The 23,649-nt window shown below is 71.1% G+C and carries 17 protein-coding genes; 4 read left to right on the forward strand and 13 right to left on the reverse strand.

The genetic code is table 11. The annotated features are described in order from the left end of the window. Positions 1-277 precede the first annotated feature (277 nt). Both ACFYPJ_RS37600 and ACFYPJ_RS37605 read right to left on the reverse strand, forming a co-directional pair. Complete coding sequence (locus ACFYPJ_RS37600) at positions 278-1,366, reverse strand: branched-chain amino acid aminotransferase (protein ID WP_389026387.1); 1,089 nt, start codon at positions 1,364-1,366, stop codon at positions 278-280. Between the two features lie 242 nt (positions 1,367-1,608). Then, entirely contained in the window at positions 1,609-2,652 is a 1,044-nt protein-coding gene (locus ACFYPJ_RS37605; RefSeq protein WP_389026389.1) for a 3-isopropylmalate dehydrogenase, read from the reverse strand. 209 nt (positions 2,653-2,861) lie between these two features. Here ACFYPJ_RS37605 and ACFYPJ_RS37610 point away from each other — a divergent pair, with 209 nt between their 5' ends. Continuing rightward, a complete protein-coding gene (locus tag ACFYPJ_RS37610; protein WP_389026391.1) occupies positions 2,862-4,427 on the forward strand; it encodes a purple acid phosphatase family protein in 1,566 nt (521 codons plus the stop codon). A 148-nt stretch (positions 4,428-4,575) separates the two neighbouring features. On the opposite strand, the gene ACFYPJ_RS37615 is transcribed toward ACFYPJ_RS37610, so the two are convergent. From ACFYPJ_RS37615 to ACFYPJ_RS37630, 4 genes are all read right to left on the reverse strand, one after another. Further along, positions 4,576-4,707 carry a hypothetical protein gene (locus ACFYPJ_RS37615; protein WP_015493350.1) on the reverse strand — a complete coding sequence of 44 codons (132 nt, stop codon included), beginning with the start codon at positions 4,705-4,707 and terminating at the stop codon, positions 4,576-4,578. A gap of 275 nt (positions 4,708-4,982) precedes the next feature. Further along, positions 4,983-5,195: a hypothetical protein gene (locus ACFYPJ_RS37620; RefSeq protein WP_389026394.1), complete on the reverse strand. Its 213-nt coding sequence runs from the start codon at positions 5,193-5,195 to the stop codon at positions 4,983-4,985. A 532-nt stretch (positions 5,196-5,727) separates the two neighbouring features. Further along, positions 5,728-7,359, reverse strand: a complete 1,632-nt coding sequence (gene pruA, locus ACFYPJ_RS37625; protein WP_389026396.1) for an L-glutamate gamma-semialdehyde dehydrogenase — start codon at positions 7,357-7,359, stop codon at positions 5,728-5,730. A gap of 34 nt (positions 7,360-7,393) precedes the next feature. Next, positions 7,394-8,320, reverse strand: a complete 927-nt coding sequence (locus tag ACFYPJ_RS37630) for a proline dehydrogenase family protein (protein WP_389026398.1) — start codon at positions 8,318-8,320, stop codon at positions 7,394-7,396. A gap of 165 nt (positions 8,321-8,485) precedes the next feature. Between ACFYPJ_RS37630 and ACFYPJ_RS37635 the strand changes: the two genes are divergently transcribed. After that, positions 8,486-9,733, forward strand: a complete 1,248-nt coding sequence (locus ACFYPJ_RS37635) for a PucR family transcriptional regulator (protein ID WP_389026399.1) — start codon at positions 8,486-8,488, stop codon at positions 9,731-9,733. Between the two features lie 216 nt (positions 9,734-9,949). On the opposite strand, the gene ACFYPJ_RS37640 is transcribed toward ACFYPJ_RS37635, so the two are convergent. After that, positions 9,950-10,528, reverse strand: a complete 579-nt coding sequence (locus tag ACFYPJ_RS37640; protein WP_389026401.1) for a TetR/AcrR family transcriptional regulator — start codon at positions 10,526-10,528, stop codon at positions 9,950-9,952. 97 nt (positions 10,529-10,625) lie between these two features. Here ACFYPJ_RS37640 and ACFYPJ_RS37645 point away from each other — a divergent pair, with 97 nt between their 5' ends. After that, positions 10,626-12,158: an MFS transporter gene (locus tag ACFYPJ_RS37645; RefSeq protein ID WP_389026403.1), complete on the forward strand. Its 1,533-nt coding sequence runs from the start codon at positions 10,626-10,628 to the stop codon at positions 12,156-12,158. 107 nt (positions 12,159-12,265) lie between these two features. Here ACFYPJ_RS37645 and serA read toward each other — a convergent pair whose 3' ends face one another. From serA to ACFYPJ_RS37675, 6 genes are all read right to left on the reverse strand, one after another. Then, complete coding sequence (serA, locus tag ACFYPJ_RS37650) at positions 12,266-13,855, reverse strand: phosphoglycerate dehydrogenase (RefSeq protein ID WP_389026405.1); 1,590 nt, start codon at positions 13,853-13,855, stop codon at positions 12,266-12,268. Positions 13,856-14,118: 263 nt separating this feature from the next. Beyond that, on the reverse strand, positions 14,119-15,117 hold the full coding sequence (gene ilvC, locus ACFYPJ_RS37655; protein ID WP_389026407.1) for a ketol-acid reductoisomerase: 999 nt from the start codon (positions 15,115-15,117) through the stop codon (positions 14,119-14,121). Positions 15,118-15,271: 154 nt separating this feature from the next. Continuing rightward, positions 15,272-15,796: an acetolactate synthase small subunit gene (gene ilvN / locus ACFYPJ_RS37660; protein ID WP_389026409.1), complete on the reverse strand. Its 525-nt coding sequence runs from the start codon at positions 15,794-15,796 to the stop codon at positions 15,272-15,274. A 16-nt stretch (positions 15,797-15,812) separates the two neighbouring features. Continuing rightward, positions 15,813-17,666 (reverse strand): acetolactate synthase large subunit, encoded by a 1,854-nt coding sequence (locus ACFYPJ_RS37665; RefSeq protein WP_389026411.1) that lies wholly within the window; start codon positions 17,664-17,666, stop codon positions 15,813-15,815. A 368-nt stretch (positions 17,667-18,034) separates the two neighbouring features. Next, complete coding sequence (locus ACFYPJ_RS37670; RefSeq protein ID WP_389026413.1) at positions 18,035-21,064, reverse strand: putative bifunctional diguanylate cyclase/phosphodiesterase; 3,030 nt, start codon at positions 21,062-21,064, stop codon at positions 18,035-18,037. A 383-nt stretch (positions 21,065-21,447) separates the two neighbouring features. Then, positions 21,448-22,443, reverse strand: a complete 996-nt coding sequence (locus ACFYPJ_RS37675) for a 2-hydroxyacid dehydrogenase (protein ID WP_389026415.1) — start codon at positions 22,441-22,443, stop codon at positions 21,448-21,450. A 73-nt stretch (positions 22,444-22,516) separates the two neighbouring features. Here ACFYPJ_RS37675 and ACFYPJ_RS37680 point away from each other — a divergent pair, with 73 nt between their 5' ends. After that, on the forward strand, positions 22,517-23,515 hold the full coding sequence (locus ACFYPJ_RS37680; RefSeq protein WP_389026417.1) for an aldo/keto reductase: 999 nt from the start codon (positions 22,517-22,519) through the stop codon (positions 23,513-23,515). The last annotated feature ends 134 nt before the right edge of the window (positions 23,516-23,649 follow it).

Genomic DNA, 23,649 nt, shown 5'->3' on the forward strand with positions numbered 1-23,649 from the left:
GCCCGTAACGTGCCGGGCGTTCGCAGATGCGACAAGGGCGACTCGGATTGTGTTCATTGCGTTCGCACGCGCGGGCGCACGCCAGCGCACGCACCGGCCACCCCCGCCCCCAAGGGGCGCAGGAAACCGCGCAACCGGCCACACCCCACCCGCGGACGAACGACACGCCGCCACACCCACTAAGGGACGCGGGCACCTGCGCAACCAGCCACGCCCCACCCGCAGAAGAACAGCAACCCGTCATACCCCGCCAAGCCAGCGCAGCGCAGCCGCACCGTCAGCCGAGCGGATGCATCCACCCATGCCGGTCCTCGGTGATCCCGCGCTGGACGTCGAGGAGGGCCTGCCGGAGTTCCAGGGTCACCTTGCCCGGCTCGCCCTCCGACTGCTTCCATTCGGCGCCCGCGCGCTTGACCGTGCCGACCGGGGTGATGACGGCGGCGGTGCCGCAGGCGAACACCTCGGTGAGGGTGCCGTCCTGCGAGTCGCGCTGCCACTGCTCGACGGAGACGGGGGCCTCCTCCGCCTCGTAGCCGAGGTCGCGGGCCAGGGTCAGCAGGCTGTCCCGGGTGACACCCTCCAGGATCGAGCCGCTGAGCGGCGGCGTGACGATCTTGTTGCCGTACACGAAGTACAGGTTCATGCCGCCGAGTTCCTCGACCCACTGGTGCTCGACCGCGTCGAGGTAGCAGACCTGGTCGCAGCCCTTGGCCGCGGCCTCGGCCTGGGCGAGCAGGGAGGCCGCGTAGTTGCCGCCCGTCTTGGCGTCGCCCATGCCGCCCGGCACGGCGCGGACCCAGTCCTCCGACACCCAGATGGAGACCGGCTTGAGACCCCCGGCGAAGTAGGCGCCGGCCGGCGAGGCGATGGTGAGGAACAGATACTCGTTGGCCGGTTTCACACCCAGGCCGACCTCGGTCGCGATCATGAAGGGGCGCAGGTAGAGGGATTCCTCGCCACCGTGCGCGGGCACCCAGTCCTTGTCCTGCCGGACCAGCAGGTCACAGGCCTCGGTGAAGGTCTCGACCGGGAGTTCGGGCATCGCGAGGCGGTGGGCGGAACGCTGGAAGCGCCGGGCGTTCTGGTCCGGGCGGAAGGTGGCCACGGAACCGTCGGGGCGGCGGTACGCCTTGAGCCCTTCGAAGATCTCCTGTGCGTAGTGCAGGACGTTGGTGGCCGGGTCGAGCGGGATCGGCGCGTACGGAACGAGCTGGCCGTCGTGCCAGCCCCGGCCCTCGGTCCACCTGATCGTCACCATGTGGTCGGTGAAGTGGCGGCCGAATCCGGGGTTGGCCAGGATCGCCGCCCGCTCCGCCGCGGGCAGCGGGTGGGCGGAGGGCTTGAGCTCGATCTTGGGCGTCGTCATGAGTGGTAGTCCTTCACCGGTTGTAGTGTCGGGCCGCGCTCACATCCGCATGGCCGGCGGCCAGTGCTAGGACGTCCGAGCATTCCCTCCTGCCGCGGCTCCGCGTTCGATTATCTCGCGGGGCCCGGACGGAAGGAATCGGGGTGAAAGCGGCCCAGAGGTCGATGGTGGCACCCGGCGGGGACAGGGGGAAGCCGCCGGGAGCCTGAGCCACCCGGCGGCTTGGTGCAGCGCGGCGGGGGTCAGCCGGCTACGCGTACGCGGAGCGCGTCGCCGATCTCCGAGGTGCTGCGCGCGGGGCCCGTACCGCGCTCCGCGAGGTCGGCGGAGACGGCGTCCTCGACGCGGGCCGCCTCGGCGTCGTGGCCGAGGTGGCGCAGCAGCAGCGCGACGGACAGGACGGTGGCGGTGGGGTCGGCCTTGCCCTGGCCGGCGATGTCCGGGGCCGAGCCGTGGACCGGCTCGAACATGGACGGGAACGCGCCGCTCGGGTTGATGTTGCCGGACGCGGCCACGCCGATGCCGCCGGAGACGGCCGCGGCGAGGTCGGTGATGATGTCGCCGAAGAGGTTGTCGGTGACGATGACGTCGAACCGCTCGGGCTGGGTGACCAGGAAGATGGTCGCCGCGTCGACGTGGATGTAGTCGGTGGTGACCTCGGGGTACTCCTCGGCCACCTGGTTGAAGACGTTCGTCCACAGGTGGCCCGCGAAGGTCAGCACGTTGTTCTTGTGGACCAGCGTGAGCTTCTTGCGCGGGCGGGCCTGGGCGCGGGCGAAGGCGTCGCGGACCACCCGCTCGACCCCGTAGGCGGTGTTCACGGAGACCTCGGTGGCGACCTCGTGCGGGGTGCCCTTGCGGATGGTGCCGCCGTTGCCCGTGTAGGGGCCCTCGGTGCCCTCGCGGACGACGACGAAGTCGATCTCGGGCTGACCGGCCAGCGGGGTGGCGACGCCGGGGAGCAGCTTCGACGGACGCAGGTTGACGTGGTGGTCGAAGGCGAAGCGGAGCTTGAGCAGGAAGCCGCGCTCCAGGACGCCGGAGGGGACCGACGGGTCGCCGATCGCACCGAGCAGGATGGCGTCGTGCTCCTTGAGCGCGTCGAGGTCGGCATCGGTGAGGGTCTCACCGGTGGCGTGGTAGCGCCGGGCGCCGAAGTCGTACTCCGTGGTCTGCAGCTTCACGTCCTGCGGGAGTACGGCGGACAGGACCTTCAGTCCTTCGGCCACGACCTCCTGGCCGATGCCGTCACCGGGGATCACTGCGAGATTGATGCTGCGAGACATGCGGGCACCCTACCCCTCGTCCCATGGAATGACATAGGACGTCCGTCATTCGGACATTGCCCGGCCGTCCGGACGAACGACGGGCGACCGGCGACCGGCGACCGGCGACCGGCGACCGGCGACCGGCGACCGGCGACGAGGAGTGTGCGCCACCCGGTGTTCACCCGCGCGCCCAGTGGATGCCGGCCCCCGCTGGGCATGTCTCCGTCATGGAGACCCCCGACTTCGGCATCCCGCCACGGCTGGCAAGCCGGATGAGCATGGCCGAACAGCACGAGTATCTGCGGACCCGGCTGTCCCGGCGCCGCACCCTGATGACGGCGGGCGCGGTCGCGGGCGGGCTGCTGACGGGCTGCTCGGGACCGTCCGGTCCGGCGGCCGCGCCGGCGTCCGGGGCCGCCACCGCGACCTCCCGGGTAGCGGGCGCCGCCATCGCCCCGTTCGGCCGCCACCTCGCGTTCGGCGCCGACCCCAGGACCCGGATGCGGATCTCCTGGCAGGTGCCGTTCGCGGTCCGCCGGCCCTTCGTGCGGGTCGGACTGCGCCCCGACGACCTGGGCCGCCGGATCGAGGCGGAGCTGCGCGATCTGCACACCCCCGCCCGGGCCGGGGTGCGTCCGGCGGTCGAGCAGTACTACCTGCACGCGGCCCTGGACGGCCTGCACCCCGGCACGACGTACTACTACGGCGTGGGCCATGACGGCTGGGACCCCGCCGCCGCAGCCCACCGCTCGGCCATCGCCACCTTCCGCACCGCGCCCGCCACCCCGGAGCGCTTCGTCTTCACGGCCTTCGGCGACCAGGGTGTGGGACGCAGCGCGAGCGCCAACGACGACGTCCTGCTGCGTCGGCGGCCGGCCTTCCACCTGCACGCGGGTGACATCTGCTACGCGGACGCGGCCGGCACCGGCAGCACGGCGGACGGCTACGACCCCCGCACCTGGGACCTGTTCCTGCAGCAGACCGAGCCGGTCGCCCGGTCGGTGCCGTGGATGGTGACCACCGGCAACCACGACATGGAGGCGTGGTACTCCCCCGACGGCTACGGCGGCCAGCTCGCCCGGTTCTCCCTCCCGGACAGCGGCTTCGATCCGCACGGGACGCCGGGTGCGTACTCCTTCGCCTACGGCAACGTCGGTTTCGTGGCGCTGGACGCGAACGACGTGTCGTACGAGATCCCGGCCAACCTCGGCCACTCGGACGGCCGGCAGACGGCATGGCTGGACCGCACCCTCGGTGCGCTGCGCGCGGCGCGGGACGTCGACTTCGTGGTCGTCTTCTTCCACCACTGCGCCTACGCCACCGCCAAGCACGCCTCGGACGGAGGGGTGCGGGACGCGTGGCTGCCGCTGTTCGCCCGGCACCAGGTGGACCTGGTGATCAACGGGCACAACCATGTCTACGAGCGGACCGACGCGGTGCGCGGCGGCGAGGTCGGCCGGGCGGTGCCGGTCGGCGGGTCCACGGATCCGGTCCGGGACGGGACCGTGTACGTCACCGCGGGCGGGGGCGGCCGGAACCTCTTCTCGTTCCCGTCCGGGGTCGCGGACAGCTACGAGGGACACGTCACCGCGCACGACGCGGTACGGAGCTTCCGCTGGACGGCGTCCCGGGCCACCGAGGCGGAGACGGTGGAGTGGTCACGGGTGCGCTACACCGGGTTCTCGCTGCTGAGCGTGGAGGCACTGCCCGGTCCGCGAGCACGGCTTGCGGTGTCCGCGCTGGCGCAGGACGGCAGCCGGATCGACCACTTCGAGGTACGGCGCAGCCAGTAGGGCCGCGCCGCATCCTCTGCGGACGCGGCTCCCGGCTGCGGGCCCGGCGACGCGCAGGCCCGGCCCGGCGGCGCCAGGCCCGGCTACCCACCGCGCGTCGTGTGGGATGTACGGGATATGTGGGATGTACGGGGCGTGCGGGCCGGGCTCAGTGGCCGGTCTCGCCGCCGTTGTCCCGGCGGTCGAGGGCGCGCTGCAGGGCCGCGGCGGCGTTCTTGCGGTCGGACTCACTCGTGCGGGACACGTGGCGGACTCGGCGGCGGACGGTCGTCTCGGCCATGGAAATCGACTCCTTCGGGACGCATCTGGAGTACGGGAAAAGGGGGTTGCGAGACGCCGGAGGGGCGGGGAGCGGCGCCGCAGGGATTGCCTGCACGGGCCCGGCTCACGACCGCCATTCGCTGGATCGAGCGAGACGTTCGGCTCCTACAAAAGTAAGGGAGGAGCACGCTCCTGTCTCTACAATTAGTCGGACTTCCTACTATCTGAGACGGCACACCTGGGCATACGGCTGTGACCTGCGGATTCACGCCCGAGCGTCAGAGCACGTCTCCGTCACTGCCAGTCGAAGAGGAGTTCGTGCCCGGGGTCGGGCGGCGCGGCGGCCGAGGGCCGTGGACAAAGGCCGCCCTCCTCGTCCGCGAGGCTCACGAACCCGTCCGGGGAGAGGGCGTGGACGCGGCCGGTCCACCGCCGCCGGCCGCGCGCCCCGTGGAGGCCGGCGCCGTCCTCGCTCGCCGACAGCGCGGGTCTCGCCCGCGGTGGCATGGAAACGGGCCGGGAAGCCTGGCGGGGGGGGTATAGGGCTTCCCGGCCCGAGTATCGGGGGGAACGGTCCGGGAAGCCTGGTGGGGATGTCTCAGGCTTCCCGGCCCGCGTTCCGGGGGGCTCGTCAGCCCAACTGCGGATGCTGCAGATACGTGGAGCCGGTCCGAGAAGCCCGGTGGGGATGTCTCAGACTTCCCGGACCGCGTTCAGGAGGGTGGAAACGGTCCGGGAAGCCCGGTGGGGGGGTTCCAGGCTTCCCGGCCCGCGTACCGGGGGGCTCGTCAGCCCAACTGCGGATGCTGCAGATACGTGGAGCCGGTCCGAGAAGCCCGGTGGGGAGGCCTCAGACTTCCCGGACCGCGTTCAGAAGGGTGGAAACGGTCCGGGAAGCCCGGTGGGGGGGTTCCAGGCTTCCCGGCCCGCGTACCGGGGGGCTCGTCAGCCCAACTGCGGATGCTGCAGATAGGTGGAGCCGGTCCGGGAAGCCCGGTGGGGATGTCTCAGACTTCCCGGACCGCGTTCGAGGGGCTCGTCAGCCCATGTGGGGGTACGTGTAGTCGGTCGGCGGGATCAGCGACTCCTTGATGGCGCGGGTCAGCGTCCAGCGCAGCAGGTTCTGCGGGGCACCGGCCTTGTCGTTGGTGCCGGAGGCCCGGCCGCCGCCGAAGGGCTGCTGGCCGACGACGGCGCCGGTCGACTTGTCGTTGATGTAGAAGTTGCCCGCGGCGTAGCGCAGCTTCTCCATCGTGTACGCCGCAGCCGCGCGGTCACCGGAGACGACCGAGCCGGTCAGGGCGTAGTCGGAGACGGACTCCATCTGCGTCAGCATCTCGTCGTACCGGTCGTCCTCGTAGATGTGGACGGCGAGGACCGGGCCGAAGTACTCGGTGCGGAAGACCTCGTTCTCCGGGTCGCTGCACTCGATGACGGTGGGGCGGACGAAGTAGCCGACCGAGTCGTCGTAGGAGCCGCCCGCGACGATCGTGCAGGACGGGTCCTGCTTGGCGCGGTCGATGGCGGCCTTGTTCTTGGCGAAGGCGCGCTCGTCGATCACGGCGCCGATGAAGTTCGCCAGGTCGGTGACGTCACCCATGGTGAGGTAGTCGACCTCGGCCGCGAACTCCTCCTTGAAACCGGAGTTCCAGATGGACGCCGGGATGTAGGCGCGGGAGGTCGCGCTGCACTTCTGGCCCTGGTACTCGAAGGCACCGCGGGTCAGCGCGGTCTTCAGGATGGCGCGGTCGGCGCTCGGGTGGGCGACGACGAAGTCCTTGCCGCCGGTCTCGCCGACCAGCCGCGGGTAGGAGCGGTACGTCTCGATGTTGGCGCCGATCGTCTTCCACAGGTACTGGAAGGTCTTGGTCGAGCCGGTGAAGTGGACTCCGGCCAGGTCCCGGTGGTTCAGGGCGACCTCGGAGACGGCGATGCCGTCGCCCGTGACGAGGTTGATGACGCCCTTGGGCAGACCGGCCTCCTCCAGCAGCTGCATCAGCAGGACCGCCGCGTGGGTCTGGGTCGGGGACGGCTTCCAGACGACCACGTTGCCCATCAGCGCGGGCGCGGTGGGCAGGTTGCCCGCGATGGCGCTGAAGTTGAACGGCGTGATCGCGTAGACGAAGCCCTCCAGCGGCCGGTGGTCGAGCCGGTTCCAGACGCCCGGGGAGTTGGCCGGGGGCTGCTCGGCCAGGATCTGGCGGGCGTAGTGGACGTTGAACCGCCAGAAGTCGACCAGCTCGCACGGGCTGTCGATCTCGGCCTGCTGGACGGTCTTCGACTGGCCGAGCATGGTGGAGGCGGCGATGGTCTCGCGCCAGGGGCCGGCCAGCAGCTCAGCAGCGCGCAGGATGATCGCGGCGCGGTCGTCGAAGGACATGGCACGCCACGCGGGCGCGGCGGCCAGGGCCGCGTCGACGGCGTCCTGGGCGTCCTGCCGGGTGGCATTGCGGAGCGTGCCGATGACCGCCTTGTGGTTGTGCGGCTGAACGACCTGGAAGGGGTCGCCGCCGCCCATCCGCCGCTCGCCGCCGATGGTGCAGGGCAGGTCGATCGGGTTGTCGGCCAGTTCCTTGAGCTTGGCTTCCAGGCGGGCGCGCTCGGGCGAGCCGGGGGCGTAGCCGTGCACCGGCTCGTTGACGGGGGTGGGGACCTGGGTCACAGCGTCCATGAGATCCGTAACTCCTTGACTTGAGCGGTGTGGTTCAGCCCTTGGTGATCATGCTTCGCACGAAGAACCGCAGGTTGGCCGGCTTCTCCGCGAGGCGCCGCATGAAGTAGCCGTACCAGTCGGTGCCGTACGCGGTGTAGACGCGCATGCGGTGGCCCTCGGCGGCGAGCCGCAGGTGCTCCTCGCTCCGGATCCCGTAGAGCATCTGGAACTCGTACTCGTCGAACTTCCGGCCGGCCTGGCGGGCGAACTCCTGGGCAATGGAGATCAGCCGCGGGTCGTGGGACCCGATCATCGGGTACCCCGTGCCGTCCATCAGCGTGCGCAGGATCCGCACATACGCCTTGTCGATCTCGGGTTTTTGCTGGTAGGCGACCTCGGCGGGCTCCTTGTAGGCGCCCTTGACGAGCCGTACCCGGCTGCCGCTCGCGGCGAGCCTGCGGGCGTCGGCCTCGGTACGGAAGAGGTAGGCCTGGATGACGCAGCCGGTCTGCGGGAAGTCCTTCCGCAGCTCGTCGTGGATGGCGAACATCGAGTCGAGGGTGGTGTGGTCCTCGGCGTCCAGCGTGACGGTCGTACCGACTTCGGCAGCGGCCTCGACGACGGAGCGCACGTTCTCCAGGGCGAGTTCGTGGCCGCCGGCCAGGGCCTGGCCGAACATGGAGAGCTTGACGGACATCTCGACCTTCGGGCCGAGCCCGAGTTCCTTGAGGTGGCCGATCAGGTCCAGGTAGGCGTCGCGGGCCGCGGCGGCCTGCTCGGGGGTGGTGATGTCCTCGCCGACGACGTCCATCGTCAGTTCGAGGCCCTTGGCGGACAGATCCCGGATGATCGGCACGATGTCGTCGACGGTCTCACCGGGGATGAAGCGGTCGACGACCCGCCTGGTCACGGGGGCGGCGGAGATCAGGCGACGCATCCGGTCGCTGCGCGAAGCGGCGAGAATCACGGGACCCAGCACGGAGCACCTCCACAGCAAAGCACCAAAGATGCCGTCAACCGACTGTTCGGGGTACGGCACGGGGAATCACCGTGAAACTTATGGATGCATCCGATCGTCAGCCATCGACAGCTGTCACGCATCCGCTCACCGCTTCTCAGACAGATGTATGAAGTTGACCGGTAAATGCGGGAGAATGCCCGGGTGACGGCGGATTACAAAGGTGACTACCAGGAGCTGGTGGACGAGATCTCGGAGCTGCTGGGGGCGCCTGCGACCCTGGAGAACCGGGACTTCGAGCTGATCGCCTTCGGGGCGTACGACAGCGAGGGCGAGCTGGACGCGTCCGCCCTCGATCCGGTCCGCACCCGTTCGATCCTGACCCGGCGCTCGACGGCGGCGGTCCGTACCTGGTTCGAGGGCTTCGGCATCACCCGGGCGACCGGGCCGGTGCGCATCCCGCCCACCCCGGAGGCCGGGGTGTACCGGGGCCGCATCTGCCTGCCGGTGCGCCATCGGGGTGTGGTCCTCGGCTACGTCTGGCTCCTGGACGACGATCCGGGGCCGACCGAACGGCAACTGGCCGCGGCGATGACGGTCACCACCCGGATCGGCGCGCTGCTCGCCGACGAGGCGCAGGCCGGGGCCGACCTGACCCGGGAACTGCGGGCGGTGCTGACCACCGAGCGGGGCTGGCGGCGGGAGATGGCGGTGGCGGAGCTGCGCACCGGTCTGGGCGGCCGGTCGGAGGGGCCTTACACGATGGTGTGCGTGGCGCCCTGGCCGTCGGCGACCCCGGACGACGCCCCATCGGTCCGTACGGTGCCGGGCGCGACCGCGCTGTGCACGGTGCCGTGGGGCGAGGGCGCCGCCTCTGCCCCCGAGGCGGCCGGGGACGCCGGGCAGGCGCTCGCGCTGCTGGTCCGGCTGCGGTCGGTGGACGTGCCGGCACCGGCCGTGTCGGCCGCGGGGCGGCTGCTGGAGCAGGGGGGCGGCAAGCAGCGGGGCGGTGCGGCGGGCGGGCGGCGGGCCGCGGGGATCGCGGCCGCGCGGACCGGGCTCGCCGGGCTGGGCGCCGCGTGGCTGGAGGCGGCCGGCGCGGCCCGAGCGGCGCTGGCCGAACCGGAGCTCGGGCCGGTGGCCGAGTGGGCGCGCATCGGCCCGTACCGGCTGCTGACCGCCCTGCCCCCAGAGGTGGCGCACGACCCGGCGGTGGCCCCGCTGCTCGTCCCCGCCCACCAGGAGCTGGCCCACACTGCCGAGGTGTTCCTGGACTGCGCGGGCCAGGCCTCCCGTACGGCCGCCCAGCTGGGCATCCACCGCCAGACCCTGTACTACCGGCTGTCCCGGGTCGAGCGCCTCACCGGCCTGGACCTGGACGACGGCGAGGACCGGCTGCTGCTGCACATGGCGCTCAAGACGGCACGCCTCTGAGCGGCGTGCGCCCTCGACCGCGCACGCCCCTGAACGGCCTACGTCACCGGCCTCGCGCCTCCGAACGGCACACATCCCCAGCCGCGCACACCTCCACGCGGCACACGCCCCCGGCGGTCCCCGCCTCCGGGCGCCCCCGCCCGCGACCTCCGGATGCCGCCGCCCGCGCCCGCGGACCGCGGACGGCCGGCGGTGCCCCCGGCGGCCGCGTCCCGGTCACGTCCGCGCGGCGGCCTCGATGATCTGCCGCAGGCCCTCGGTGACCGCGTCCGCGTCCGGGGCGGTCTTCGGGTCGAAGGTCCACTGCGCGATCAGGCCCGTCATCAGCGTCAGATAGAACCGGCCGAGCGTGTCCGCCGTCGCGTCGTCGACCTCGTCCTCCGGAACGTCCGTCAGCAAGGCGACCAGGCCGCGCCCGCCCTCCCGCTGGGCCCGGGCGAGATGGTCGCGCACCTCGGGGAGTTCGCAGGTGATGACCTCCATGCTGAGCCGCCAGACGGAGCCGGGCTCCCGCATGGTGTCGATGACGTTCGCCCACACCGCGCGGAACCGTTCGAGCGAGCCCGGCGCACCCGGCAGCGGATCCGCCGCGCCCCCTTCGAACGCGTCCGACATCCCCTCGACGAGCGCGACATAGGCCTGCGCAAGCAGCGCGTCCTTCGAACCGTAGTGGTAGCCGATGGACGCCAGGTTGGTCCCCGACTCCTTGACGATGTCGCGCGCGGTGGTGCGCATGAACCCCTTCTGCAGCAGGCAGCGCTTGGCGCCCTCCAGCAGATCCTCTCGGTGTCCCATGCGGTCACCCTACCGCCGATCCATACAACCGTCCTAGACAAACGGTTTATACAAGCGTTCTAGACAAGCGTGTAAGACGTGCGTACATTCCTCTGCCATGACGATTCCGACGAGCCCCGTCACGACGACACCGCCCCGGCCCGAGGCCACCCGCGCCGGACGCCGCGAATGGACCGCGCTCGGCGTGCTGATGCTGCCGCTGCTGCTGGTCTCCATGGACGTGTCGGTCCTCTACTTCGCCGTCCCGGCGATCAGCGCGGACCTCGAACCGAGCGGCACCCAACAGCTGTGGATCTTCGACATCTACGGCTTCGTCCTGGCCGGCCTGCTGATGACCATGGGCTCGCTGGGCGACCGCGTGGGCCGCCGCAGGCTGCTCCTGTGCGGCGCCGCCGCCTTCGGTGCCGCCTCGCTGGTGGCGGCGTACGCGGACAGCACCGAGACGCTGATCGCTGCCCGCGCGGTCCTCGGCATCGGCGGCGCCACCCTGATGCCCTCGACGATGGCCCTGGTCCGCACCATGTTCACCGATCCCGCGCAGCGCGCGAAGGCGATCGGCCTGTGGTCCGGTGTGATGACGGCGGGCATCGCGCTCGGCTCGGTGCTCAGCGGCGTCCTGGTCCAGTTCTTCTGGTGGGGCTCCGTCTTCCTGGTGAACCTGCCCGCGATGGCGCTGCTGCTGCTCCTCGGCCCGTTCCTGCTGCCCGAGTCGAAGAACCCCGAGGCCGGCCGCTTCGACTGGCTGAGCGTCCCGCTGTCGATGGCCGCGGTCCTGCCCGTGGTCTACGGCCTGAAGGAGATCCCGTCACAGGGCTGGCACGTCCAGTACGGCGCGTCGATCGCGGTGGGCCTGGTCTTCGCGTTCCTCTTCGTCCGCCGGCAGCGCACGGCGGCGTCCCCGATGATCTCCCCGGCCCTGTTCCGCGCCCGCGGCTACGCCCCCGGAGTCCTGCTGAACCTGGTCTCCTCGTTCGGGATCATGGGCTCGGCCTACTTCACCACGCAGTACCTACAGGCGGTCCTCGGCAAGAGCGCGATGGAGGCGGCCCTGTGGGCGCTGCTGCCCTCGGTGCCGATCGGCGCGGCGGCCCCACTGGCGGCGGCCCTGGTGCAGCGGGGCGTCGAGCGGGCCCACGTGGTGGCGGCGGGCTTCGCGATCTCGGCGGCCGGCTACGGCCTGCTGTCCCTGACCGGCGCCGACTCGCTGTGGCTGGTCCTGGCCGCCTGCGGGGTCCTGGCCTCCGGCATCGTCATGGTCATGTCCCTGGTGACCGACCTGGCGCTCAGCACCGCTCCGGCCGAGCGGGCGGGCTCCGCCTCGTCCCTGCTGGAGACCGGCGCGGAGTTCGGCGGCGCCCTCGGGATGGCGGTGCTCGGTTCCATCGGTACCGGCGTCTACCGCCATGGGATCCCGGACTCGGCCCCCGCCGCGGCACACGAGACGCTCGGTGGCGCGCTGGCCGTGGCGGGCCAGTGGCCGGGGCGCGCGGGGCAGGCCCTGGCGGCGACCGCGCGGGAGGCGTTCACCCACGGGATGCAGGCGGCTGCCGGGGTGGGCGCCGCGCTGCTGGCGGTGACCGCGGTGGCCGCGGCGGTGGCACTGCGCGGGAGCCGGACGGCCGACGCGTAGCCGACATGAAAGCGCCGGGCGGGCCGACCAAGGGGTCGGCCCGCCCGGCGCTTGCCGCTGAGCCCGGTTCGGCTCCCGCGCAAGGGGTTCCGGGCCCGGAGGCCGGCTCAGACCAGGTTCACGGACCGGGCCGACGTGGCCCCGATCTCCTCGGCCACCTCGGTCAGCACACCCGGCGCGACCGTGTCGTCCACGGTGAGCACGGCCAGCGCCGCCCCGCCGACGCCCGCCCGGGAGACCTGCATCCCGGCGATGTTGATGCCCGCCTCGCCGAGGATGCGGCCGACGGTGCCGACGACACCCGGACGGTCCTCGTAGCGCAGCACCACCATGTGGTCGGCGAGCGCGAGGTCTACGTCGTACTCACCGACGGCGACGATCTTCTGTGCGTTCTTCGGGCCGGCCAGCGTGCCGGAGACCGACACCTCCTCACCGTCCGCGAGCGTGCCGCGCACGGTGACGACGTTACGGTGGTCCGTCGACTCGGAGCTGGTCGTCAACCGCACCTCGACGCCCCGCTCCTGGGCGAACAGCGGCGCGTTCACGTACGACACCGTCTCGGCGACGACGTCCTCGAAGACGCCCTTGAGGGCGCTCAGCTCCAGCACCTTCACGTCGTGCTGGGTGATCTCGCCGTACACCTCGACGTCGAGCCGGACGGCGACCTCGCCCGCGAGCGCGGTGAAGATCCGGCCGAGGCGCTCGGCGAGCGGCAGACCCGGCTTGACGTCCTCGGCGATGACCCCGCCCTGCACGTTCACCGCGTCCGGGACCAGCTCACCGGCGAGGGCCAGCCGCACCGACTTGGCGACCGCGATGCCCGCCTTCTCCTGGGCCTCGTCGGTGGAGGCGCCGAGGTGCGGGGTGCACACGACCTGGTCGAACTGGAACAGCGGGGAGTCCGTGCACGGCTCCTTGGTGTACACGTCGAGGCCGGCACCGGCCACCCGGCCCTCCTTCAGGGCCGCGTACAGCGCCTCCTCGTCGACGATGCCGCCGCGCGCCGCGTTGACGATGCGCACGGTCGGCTTGACCTTGTGCAGCGCCTCCTCGCCGATGAGCCCCAGGGTCTCGGGGGTCTTCGGCAGGTGCACGGTGATGAAGTCGGACACTTCGAGCAGCTCGTCCAGGGAGAGCACCCGGACGCCCATCTGGGCGGCGCGGGCGGGCTGGACGTAGGGGTCGTAGGCGACGACCTTCATCCCGAAGGCGGACATCCGCTGGGCGACGAGCGCGCCGATGCGGCCCAGACCCACGACGCCGAGGGTCTTCTCGGCCAGCTCGACACCGGTGTACTTGCTGCGCTTCCACTCGCCGTTCTTCAGCGCGGCATTGGCCTGCGGGATGTTGCGGGCGGTGGCGAGGATCAGACCGCAGGCCAGCTCGGCCGCGGTCACGATGTTGGACGTGGGGGCGTTGACGACCATCACGCCGGCCTTGGTGGCGGCGGAGACGTCGACGTTGTCCAGGCCGACGCCGGCTCGTGCGACGACCTTCAACTTGTGCGCGGCGGCGATCGCCTCGGCGTCGACCTTGGTGGCCGAGCGGATCAGGATCGCGTCCACGTCGGCGAGGGCGGGGATCAGTTCGGCTCGGTCCGCGCCGTTGCAATGACGGATCTCGAAGTCGGGGCCGAGCGCGTCCACGGTCGCGGGCGACAACTCTTCGGCGATGAGTACGACAGGTTTCGAGCTCACGTGAGGTCCTCACAAGTCTGGGGGCACCTCCCATGCATTGACAGCTATGGGGGAGCGTGCGGACGGCCGTCCCGACGGCCGCAGGCGGAGGAGGGGGCTAGCCGCGGTAGACGCACGACACTGTGGGCCTGACGCGTTGTTGTCCAGCAGTGTAGTAGCGAGACCAGGTCCGCTCGGCGCCTTGGCGGAAGGATCACCCGTCCGGGGCCGGACGGGATGGGCAACGGGGCCGGAGCGATCCGCCCCGGCCCCGTGCGTGCTGCCTACTCCTCGTCGTTCACCCAGCTCATCAGCTTGCGCAGTTCGCTGCCCGTCGTCGCGAGCAGGTTCTCGGCGTCCTGCTTCTTGTACTCGTTGTACCGCTTCAGGCCGCCGTGGTACTCGTCCATCCAGTTCTTGGCGAACGAGCCGTCCTGGATCTCGGCCAGGATCTTCTTCATCTCGGCGCGGGTGGCGTCGGTGATGATCCGCGGGCCGGTGACGTAGTCGCCCCACTCGGCGGTCTCGGAGACCGACCAGCGCATCTTCTCCAGGCCGCCCTCGTACATGAGGTCCACGATCAGCTTCAGCTCGTGCAGGCACTCGAAGTAGGCGATCTCCGGCTGGTAGCCCGCCTCGGTCAGGGTCTCGAAGCCCGCCTTGACCAGCGCGGCCGTACCGCCGCAGAGCACGGCCTGCTCACCGAACAGGTCGGTCTCGGTCTCCTCGGTGAAGGTCGTCTTGATGACACCCGCGCGGGTGCCGCCGATGCCCTTGGCGTACGACAGGGCCAGCGCGAAGCCGTTGCCGGAGGCGTCCTGCTCGACGGCCACGATGCAGGGGACGCCGCGACCTTCTTCGTACTGGCGGCGCACCAGGTGGCCCGGGCCCTTCGGGGCGACCATGCACACGTCCACACCGGCCGGGGGCTTGACGAAGCCGAAGCGGATGTTGAAGCCGTGGCCGAAGAACAGCGCGTCGCCGTCCTTCAGGTTCGGCGCGATGGACTCCTCGTAGACCTGGCCCTGGATCGGGTCCGGCACCAGGATCATGATGACGTCGGCCTCGGCGGCGGCCTCGGCGACGGTCACCACGCGCAGGCCCTGCTCCTCGGCCTTCGCCCTGGACTTGGAGCCCTCGTGCAGGCCGACCCGGACGTCGACACCCGAGTCGCGCAGCGACAGGGCGTGTGCGTGGCCCTGGCTGCCGTAGCCGATGACCGCTACCTTGCGGCCCTGGATGATGGACAGGTCGGCGTCAGCGTCGTAGAACAGCTCGGCCACTTTGGGTTCTCTCCTTGGTGTGCAGGTATTGCTCCCACCGTATGACGGTGGGGGACGGGACGGTTCGGGGTCTCGGCATACGGGCGGCCGGTGTCACCCGACCACCCGAATGCGCCGTTGTGCCGGCCCGGTCGGGACCGGGCCGGTCACCGGGTCACGCCGACCGGTCGAGGGCGCGCAGCGAGCGGTCGGTGATCGAGCGGGCGCCGCGCCCGATCGCGATGGTGCCGGACTGGACCAGTTCCTTGATGCCGAACGGCTCCAGCATCTTGAGCATGGCCGACAGCTTCTCGCCGGACCCGGTGGCCTCGATGGTCACGGCCTCCGGGGAGACGTCGACGGTCTTGGCGCGGAACAGCTGGACGATCTCGACGATCTGCGAGCGCGTCTCGTTGTCGGCGCGCACCTTGACCAGCACGAGTTCCCGCTGGACGGCCTGTGTCGGCTCCAGTTCGACGATCTTCAGGACGTTGACGAGCTTGTTGAGCTGCTTGGTCACCTGCTCCAGCGGCAGCTCCTCGACCGCCACGACGATGGTGATGCGGGAGATGTCGGGGTGTTCGGTGACGCCGACCGCGAGCGAGTCGATGTTGAAGCCGCGGCGGGAGAACAGGGCGGCGATCCGGGTGAGGGTGCCCGGCGTGTTCTCCACCAGGACGGAGAGCGTGTGCTTGGACATGTCTGGTCTTCCTCGCTCAGTCGTCTTCGTTGTCGCCGAAATCGGGGCGGACGTCCCGGGCGGCCATGATCTCGTCGTTGGAGGTGCCGGCGGCGACCATCGGCCAGACCATCGCGTCCTCGTGGACGATGAAGTCGACGACGACCGGACGGTCGTTGACCGAGTTCGCCTCCTCGATGACCTTGTCCAGGTCCTCCGGGGACTCGCACCGGATCGCGTAGCAGCCCATGGCCTCCGACAGCTTGACGAAGTCGGGGACGCGGGTGCCGCTGCTCGGCTCCTTGCCCGTCGCGCCGGGGCCGGAGTGCAGGACGGTGTTGGAGTAGCGCTGGTTGTAGAACAGCGTCTGCCACTGGCGGACCATCCCGAGGGCGCCGTTGTTGATGATGGCGACCTTGATCGGGATGTTGTTCAGGGCACAGGTGGTCAGTTCCTGATTGGTCATCTGGAAACAGCCGTCGCCGTCGATCGCCCAGACCGGACGCTCGGGCCGGCCGGCCTTGGCGCCCATCGCGGCCGGCACCGCGTAGCCCATCGTTCCGGCGCCGCCGGAGTTCAGCCAGCCGGCGGGCCTGTCGTACTGGATGAAGTGGGCCGCCCACATCTGGTGCTGGCCGACGCCCGCGGCAAAGATCGTTCCCTCGGGTGCCAGCTGTCCGATGCGCTCGATGACCTGCTGCGGGGAGAGCGAACCGTCCGCGGGCTGGTCGTAGCCGAGCGGGTAGGTCTCGCGCCACCGGTTGAGGTCGTTCCACCAGGCGGTGCAGTCGCCCGCGTGGCCCTCGCTGTGCTCCTTCTGCACGGCCTGGACCAGGTCGGCGATGACCTCGCGGGCGTCCCCGACGATCGGCACGTCGGCGGCGCGGTTCTTGCCGATCTCCGCGGGGTCGATGTCGGCGTGGACGATCTTGGCGTGCGGGGCGAAGCTGTCCAGCTTGCCCGTGACGCGGTCGTCGAAGCGGGCGCCGAGGGCGACGATCAGGTCGGCCTTCTGCAGCGCGGTGACGGCGGTGACCGCACCGTGCATGCCCGGCATGCCCACGTGCTGGGGGTGGCTGTCGGGGAACGCGCCGAGCGCCATCAGGGTGGTGGTGACGGGCGCTCCGGTGAGTTCCGCGAGAACCTTCAACTCGGCGGTGGCCTTGGCCTTGACGACGCCGCCGCCGACGTAGAGGACGGGCCGCCGGGCGGCGGTGATCAGCTTGGCCGCCTCGCGGATCTGCTTGGCGTGCGGTTTGGTCACCGGGCGGTAGCCGGGCAGGTCCATGACCGGCGGCCAGGAGAAGGTGGTCTGCGCCTGGAGGGCGTCCTTGGCGATGTCGACCAGGACCGGGCCGGGCCGGCCGGTGCCGGCGATGTGGAATGCCTCCGCGATCACCCGCGGGATGTCCGCCGCCTTGGTGACCAGGAAGTTGTGCTTGGTGATCGGCATGGTGATGCCGACGATGTCCGCCTCCTGGAAGGCGTCCGTGCCGATCGCCTTGGAGGCGACCTGACCGGTGATCGCGACCAGCGGCACGGAGTCCATGTTGGCGTCCGCGATGGGTGTGACCAGGTTGGTCGCGCCCGGGCCCGAGGTGGCCATGCAGACGCCGACCTTGCCGGTGGCCTGCGCGTACCCCGTGGCCGCGTGTCCGGCTCCCTGCTCATGGCGGACCAGCACGTGGCGGACCCGGGTGGAGTCCATCAGCGGGTCGTAGGCGGGCAGGATCGCACCGCCGGGGATGCCGAATACGGTGTCGGCCCCGACCTCCTCAAGCGAGCGGATGAGGGACTGCGCGCCCGTGACGTGCTCGACGGTCGCGGACTGATGTCCTCCGGAACGGGGCCGCGGCTGCGGATGATGGGCCCCGGTGGCCTGCTCGGTCATCGGCAATCTCTTCTCGATGCTGAGGGTTTTTTGCGAGGTCTGTGCGGTTTTGGTCTGCTGTACGGCGGGTGCCCGTGCAACAAAAAACCCCTCGTGCCGTAAGGCAAGCGAGGGGAGCGCGCCGGTGAGGTCGCTGGGGGTTCCGGATCGTCTCCGGTGGATCCCAGTTCAGCCGACGCGCTGTCCAAGTACGAGAATTCGGGTGCGCATGGCACCGACCCTCCCTCCGGCACGCACCACGTGTCAAGTAAGTGGACGGGAGTCTCATTATGTGAGCGAGGGCCCGTACTCCGCAGGGGACGGCGGGCGCACGTCCTGTGTACATCCGCGCGTACACCTGCGCCCGCCTCCCCACATCTCGTTCGCTTTCACGGCACAACCGTCGGGGCCGAGGTCACCACCGTGCTCAGCCCTTCGGGTCTGAGCGCTCCCCCGCTCTCCACGCCGACACGGCCCGACGGCTCCCGCAGAGCGCCCGCGAACGCCGGTTCGGCCGGTCCGTGCGGCACCGGATAGGGGCCGGATCCGAGCGCCCGGCGCAGCCGGAACTCGTCCAGCGGCTCGGCGAAGGCCAGGCCCTGCCCATGCGTACAGCCCATGGCACGCAAGGCCACGACCTGCTCCGGACGGTCCACGCCCTCGGCCACGGACTGCAGCCCGAGGTCGGCGGCGATCCGCAGCAGCCCACTGGTGATCTTGTGCTGCCGCGCGGACTCGACGATGCCCTCGACCAGGCTGCGGTCGAGTTTCAGCACGTCGACGGGGAGTCTGCGCAGGGCCGTGATCGCCGCGTTGCCGTTGCCGAGGCCGTCCAGCGCGATCCGCACGCCCAGCCTCCTGAGCGCGCCGAGCCGACGCTCCAGCTCGTCCACGCTGACCTGGGCATCGGTGTCCGCCAGCTCGATCAGCAGCGAGCCCGAGGGCAGCCCGTGCCGGGTCAGCAGGGCCTCCACGGAACCGAGCGGCATCGACCGGTCCAGCAGCCGCCGCGCGGTCATCCGCACCGCCACGGGTACGGCGAGTCCGGTCGCCGCCCGCTCGGCGGCCCGGGCCACCGCCTCCTCCAGGACCCAGCGGTCCAGTTCCGAGGTACGGTCGCCGCCCTCCGCCACCCGCAGGAATTCGGCCGGTGTGAACAGCACCCCCTGGGAGGAGCGCCAGCGCGCCTGGGCCGAGACCGACATGACCCGGCCGCTGCCCAGGCACACCACCGGCTGGTGCAGCAGCGTGAACTCGCCGTCGTGCAGCGCGGCGCGCAGCCGGGTGGCCAGCTCCGCCTTCCGTACGACGTCCTGCTGCATCTGCGGCTTGTACAGCTCGACACGGCCTTTTCCGGCCGACTTGGCGCGGTACATCGCCAGGTCGGCATTGCGCAGCAGTTCGCCCGCGCCGAGGCCCGGTTCGGCGAACGCGACGCCGATGGAGGCGTTGACCCGGACATCGTTGCCGTCGATCAGATAGGGCTGCGAGAGGGTGCCCCGCAGCCGGTCCGCCAGCTCCAGGATGTCGTGCTCCCGGGCGCCGCGGTCGCGGGTGCCGTCCCCGATGATCAGGGCCGCGAACTCGTCGCCGCCCAGCCGGGATGCGGTGTCTGACTGCCGGACCGCCTCCTGGAGTCTGCGGGCCGCCTGGACGAGCAGTTCGTCCCCGGCCTGGTGGCCGATCGTGTCGTTGACGGCCTTGAAGCCGTCGAGGTCGATGAAGAGCACGGCCGTGCCGTGCAGGGCCGCGGCGCGGTCGGAGACACGGCGACCGGACAGCGCCTGCTGCACACGCCGGGTGAACAGCGCGCGGTTGGGCAGGTCGGTGAGCGGGTCGTGTTCCGCGTTGTGCTGCAGCTGTGCCTGCAGGCGCACTCTTTCGGTCACGTCACGGCTGTTGAAGATGAGGCCGCCGTGATGGCGGTTGACGGTCGACTCGACATTGAGCCAGCCGCCGTCGCCGGACCTGAAACGGCACTCGATGCGGGTGGTCGGTTCTTCCAGGGGGCTGGCGGCGAGGAACCGGCGCACCTCGTGCACCACGCAGCCCAGGTCGTCGGGGTGGATGATCATGGCCAGTTCGTTGCCCATCAGGTCGTCCGCCGGTCGTCCGTAGACCCCGGCGGCGGCCGGGGAGACGTACCGGAGGGTTCCGTTGGGCGCGGCGATCATGATCACGTCGCTCGACCCCTGCACCAGGGAGCGGAAGTGGTTCTCCTTCTGCGCCAGTTCCTGGGTGAGGGTGATGTTGTCGAGCAGCATGATGCCCTGCCGCACGACGAGCGCGAGCACCACGCAGCCGGCCGTCACCAGCACCACGTGATCGGGGCTGCGGCCGTTGAGGACGTTGTACAGGATGCCCAGGGTGCACACCGCGGCGGCCAGATACGGGGTGAGTGCGGCCAGGGAGCCGGTGAGCGGCCGGCCGGCCGGATACCGGCTGTGCTCGCCGCCCTGGCCGGGTACGGGCTGGTACGAATGGTCGGCGTACCGATGCCCCGGCGGATACGGATCGCCCACGCGCGCGTGGGCATCGCCGCAGGCCCGCTCGGGCTCGGACTGGCCCGGGCGCGGGGGTGCCGCCCAGGGGGCGTAGGCGAGCAGCAGCGAACCGGCGAACCAGCCCGCGTCGAGCAGCTGCCCGGAACGGTAACTGCTGTGCAGCAGCGGCGAGGTGAACAGCGCGTCGCACATCACGGTCAGGGCAAGCGCGCCGATCGCCGTGTTGACCGCCGTCCGGTTGCCCGGCGATCGCCGGAAATGCAGCGCGAGCACCATGCTGACCAGGGCGATGTCGAGGAGCGGATACGCCAGCGACAGCGCGGTGTGCGCGACGCTCGGCCCGTCGAACCTGGCGGCCTGCGCCAGCGCGAGGCTCCACGACAGGGTGAGCAGCGAACCGCCGATCAGCCAGGCGTCCAGCGTCAGGCAGATCCAGCCCGCTCTCGACACCGGCCGTTTGGCGAGGACCAGCAGGCCCACGATCGCGGGCGGCGCGAAGCACAGGAAGAACAGGTCGGCGAAGCTGGGGCTCGGCATGGGCCGGCGCAGCACGACCTCGTACCACCCCCAGACCACGTTGCCGAAAGCCACCATCGCCGAGGAGAGGGCGAACAGCATCCAGGCAGGCCGAAAGCGGACACGGTGGCTGCGGGCGTAGAGCAGACACGAGACCGCGGCGGTGCCCGCCGCCGCGGCCAGCCCGAAGTCACCCATGATCAGCGCGATTTCGCTCGAACCCCAGTCGAGCGCGGAACCGACGGCGTAGCCCGCGCACAACAGGGCCAGAACAAGCTGATGGACCATGCTGATCCCGCCGCCGACGGCAGGCGGACGGGGCAGCGGCGCCCCTGCCGGTCGCTGCATCCGCAGCGACCCGGGCCGGGTGGTGGTCGTCACCGTGGGCGGCGAGGTCACCGGACCCTCCGGGTCCGTGTGGTTCCCGGGTCCCGGGGGTCCTGGTGGACAGGCCGGGTGGGCCCGCTGTGCCTGCGGTGATGGCTGGTGTGGTGGCCGCGTCTGTGCGCGGCCGTGCGCCAGGGTCGTCGGCGGCCCCGCCGCGTCGGATCGTTCGTCCATAGGCCGTGCATCGCCCGTCGCCCCCCTCACATCTCTGAAATGTCCATCCCCGGCGCCGAACGGTGCGCGGCGCAGCCCCTGTCGGGACGATACACCAGTCTCGTCACTCAGGGACATAGCACCTCTACGCTCAGTGACGAACAGTGAGATTCGGGCACCCCGCGCGTCCGGAAAACTGCGGAGGGTACCGGAAACGGATTACGCGACTGCTACGTAGGCCGTCACGCGCGCGTGGACCCGGTGGAGCCGACGGAACCCGCAGGGCCCGCCGAACCCGCGGAGCCCGTCGTGAGGATCACGTTGCGCAGCGGCTCCCGGTTCACGAAACGGGTCAACTGGTCCCTCAGCAGCCGCTTGGCGCGCGGCAGGAAAGCCGACGTGGCGCCGCCCACATGCGGGCTGATCAGTACTCCGGGCGCCTGCCACAGGGGGTGGTCCGGCGGCAGCGGCTCGGGGTCCGTCACGTCCAGGGCGGCGGTGATGCGGCCGCTCTCCAGCGCCGCGAGCAGTGCCGCGGTGTCGACGACGGGTCCGCGGGCGACGTTCACCAGCAGCGCCCCGTCCTTCATCCGCGCGAGGAAGCCGGCGTCGACGAGGCCCCGTGTGCTCTCGTTCAGGGGCGTGGAGAGGATCACGACGTCCGCTTCGGGCAGCAGAGCGGGCAGTTCGGTGAACGGATGCACCGGACCGTGCTCCGAAGTGCGCCCGGAGCGCGCAACGCGCGCCACCCGCGCGAGTTCGAAGGGCGCGAGCCGGTCCTCGATGGCCGCACCGATGGAACCGTAACCGACTATGAGCACGGTCTTGTCGGCCAGGGCCGGGTGGAACCCGCCACGCCACTCCCCTCTGTCCTGGCGGCGCACGAAGTCCGGGACGCCGCGCAGCGAAGCGAGGATCAGCGCCACCGTCAGTTCGCCCGTGCTCGCCTCGTGCACCCCCCGCGCGTTGCACAGCCGGACGCCCGGACGCAGGTGCGCAAGGCCCGGCTGCACGTGGTCGACGCCCGCGGACATCGTCTGTACGACCTGCACGGTGCCCATGTCCCGCATCGGACGGACGCACAGGTCGCTGGGCTGCATGTAGGGGACGACGTAGAAGGCGCAGTCGGCGGGGTCCGCGGGGAACTTCTCCTCCCCGTTCCAGAACAGGTAGTGGGGCCCGTCGGGAAGCCCCTCGATCTCCTCCGGTGGGATGGGCAGCCATACGTCTGCAGTCATGGTCCCGAGGCTATGTCAGGCTCGGCGGAGGCAGAGGTTAGGTTGGGGGCCCGAGAGGGAGGTTCACGAGCAGGTGGAGCGCAGGACGATCGGCGCGGGGGCACTCGCGGTGGGGGCCGTCGGTCTCGGCTGTATGCCGATGACCTGGGCGTACAGCGGGTCGCGGCAGCGCGGGGACGAATCGGTGAGGGCGGTGCACCGGGCCCTGGACCTGGGCTCCACGCTCCTGGACACGGCCGACATGTACGGCCCGTTCACCAACGAGCTGCTGATCGGCCGGGTGCTGAAGGAGCGGCGCACTGAGGCGTTCGTGTCGACCAAGGTCGGTCTGCTGGTGGGCGAGCAGCACATCGTGGCCAACGGCCGCCCGGGGTACGTGCGGCGGGCGTGTGACGCGTCGCTGCGCCGGCTGCAGACCGACGTGATCGACCTGTACCAGCTCCACCGCGCCGATCCGGAGGTTCCGGTCGAGGAGACGTGGGGCGCGATGGCGGAGCTGGTGCGGGCCGGCAAGGTCCGCGCGCTGGGCCTGTGCGCGGTGGGTGCGCGGGGCGGGCGCCGCTCGGGTGCGGGGCTGCACGACGCGACCCTGCGCCAGCTCCGGCGCGTCCAGCAGGTGTTCCCGGTGAGCGCGGTGCAGGCCGAGCTGTCGGTGTGGTCGCCCGACGCGCTGGAGGCGCTGCTGCCGTGGTGCGCGGCGCACGGCGTGGGCTTCCTCGCCGCGATGCCGCTCGGCAATGGCTTCCTGACCGGCACGCTGACCCCGGGCGAGGGCTTCGAACCGGACGACGTCCGGGCCCGCCATCCCCGCTTCACGGCCGAGATGATGGCCGCCAACCAGCCCATCGTCGCCGGGCTGCGCCGGGTGGCCCGGCGGCACGGCGAGCACGTCACGCCGGCCCAGGTGGCCCTGGCCTGGACCCTGGCGCAGGGCCGGCACGTGATCGCGGTGCCGGGTGCCAAACGGGAGCGCTGGGTGACGGAGAACGCGAAGGCACCGTCGCTGGCCCTGACCTCCCAGGACCTGACGGATCTGGCCCAGCTCCCCGCGGCCGTGGGTTCCTGGGACTGAGGGCCGCCCGCCGCCCTCGTCGCTCCCATCACCGTCGTCGCTCCCGGCTCCCGGCTCCCGGCTCCCGGCTCCCGGCTCCCGGCTCCCGGCTCCCGGCTCCCGGCTCCCGGCTCCCGGCTCCCGGCTCCCGGCTC

Source organism: Streptomyces sp. NPDC006012 (genome assembly GCF_042871185.1).
In the GTDB taxonomy this organism is placed as follows: Bacteria; Actinomycetota; Actinomycetes; order Streptomycetales; family Streptomycetaceae; genus Streptomyces.

What these genes read in the sequence shown, in the direction of transcription:
- ACFYPJ_RS37600 (WP_389026387.1), bottom strand. Translation starts at nt 1,366, where the DNA reads ATGACGACGCCCAAGATCGAGCTCAAGCCCTCCGCCCACCCGCTGCCC.
- ACFYPJ_RS37605 (WP_389026389.1), bottom strand. Translation starts at nt 2,652, where the DNA reads ATGTCTCGCAGCATCAATCTCGCAGTGATCCCCGGTGACGGCATCGGC.
- ACFYPJ_RS37610 (WP_389026391.1), top strand. Translation starts at nt 2,862, where the DNA reads ATGGAGACCCCCGACTTCGGCATCCCGCCACGGCTGGCAAGCCGGATG.
- ACFYPJ_RS37615 (WP_015493350.1), bottom strand. Translation starts at nt 4,707, where the DNA reads ATGGCCGAGACGACCGTCCGCCGCCGAGTCCGCCACGTGTCCCGCACG.
- ACFYPJ_RS37620 (WP_389026394.1), bottom strand. Translation starts at nt 5,195, where the DNA reads ATGCCACCGCGGGCGAGACCCGCGCTGTCGGCGAGCGAGGACGGCGCC.
- pruA (WP_389026396.1), bottom strand. Translation starts at nt 7,359, where the DNA reads ATGGACGCTGTGACCCAGGTCCCCACCCCCGTCAACGAGCCGGTGCAC.
- ACFYPJ_RS37635 (WP_389026399.1), top strand. Translation starts at nt 8,486, where the DNA reads ATGCGGGAGAATGCCCGGGTGACGGCGGATTACAAAGGTGACTACCAG.
- ACFYPJ_RS37640 (WP_389026401.1), bottom strand. Translation starts at nt 10,528, where the DNA reads ATGGGACACCGAGAGGATCTGCTGGAGGGCGCCAAGCGCTGCCTGCTG.
- ACFYPJ_RS37645 (WP_389026403.1), top strand. Translation starts at nt 10,626, where the DNA reads ATGACGATTCCGACGAGCCCCGTCACGACGACACCGCCCCGGCCCGAG.
- ilvN (WP_389026409.1), bottom strand. Translation starts at nt 15,796, where the DNA reads ATGTCCAAGCACACGCTCTCCGTCCTGGTGGAGAACACGCCGGGCACC.
- ACFYPJ_RS37665 (WP_389026411.1), bottom strand. Translation starts at nt 17,666, where the DNA reads ATGACCGAGCAGGCCACCGGGGCCCATCATCCGCAGCCGCGGCCCCGT.
- ACFYPJ_RS37675 (WP_389026415.1), bottom strand. Translation starts at nt 22,443, where the DNA reads ATGACTGCAGACGTATGGCTGCCCATCCCACCGGAGGAGATCGAGGGG.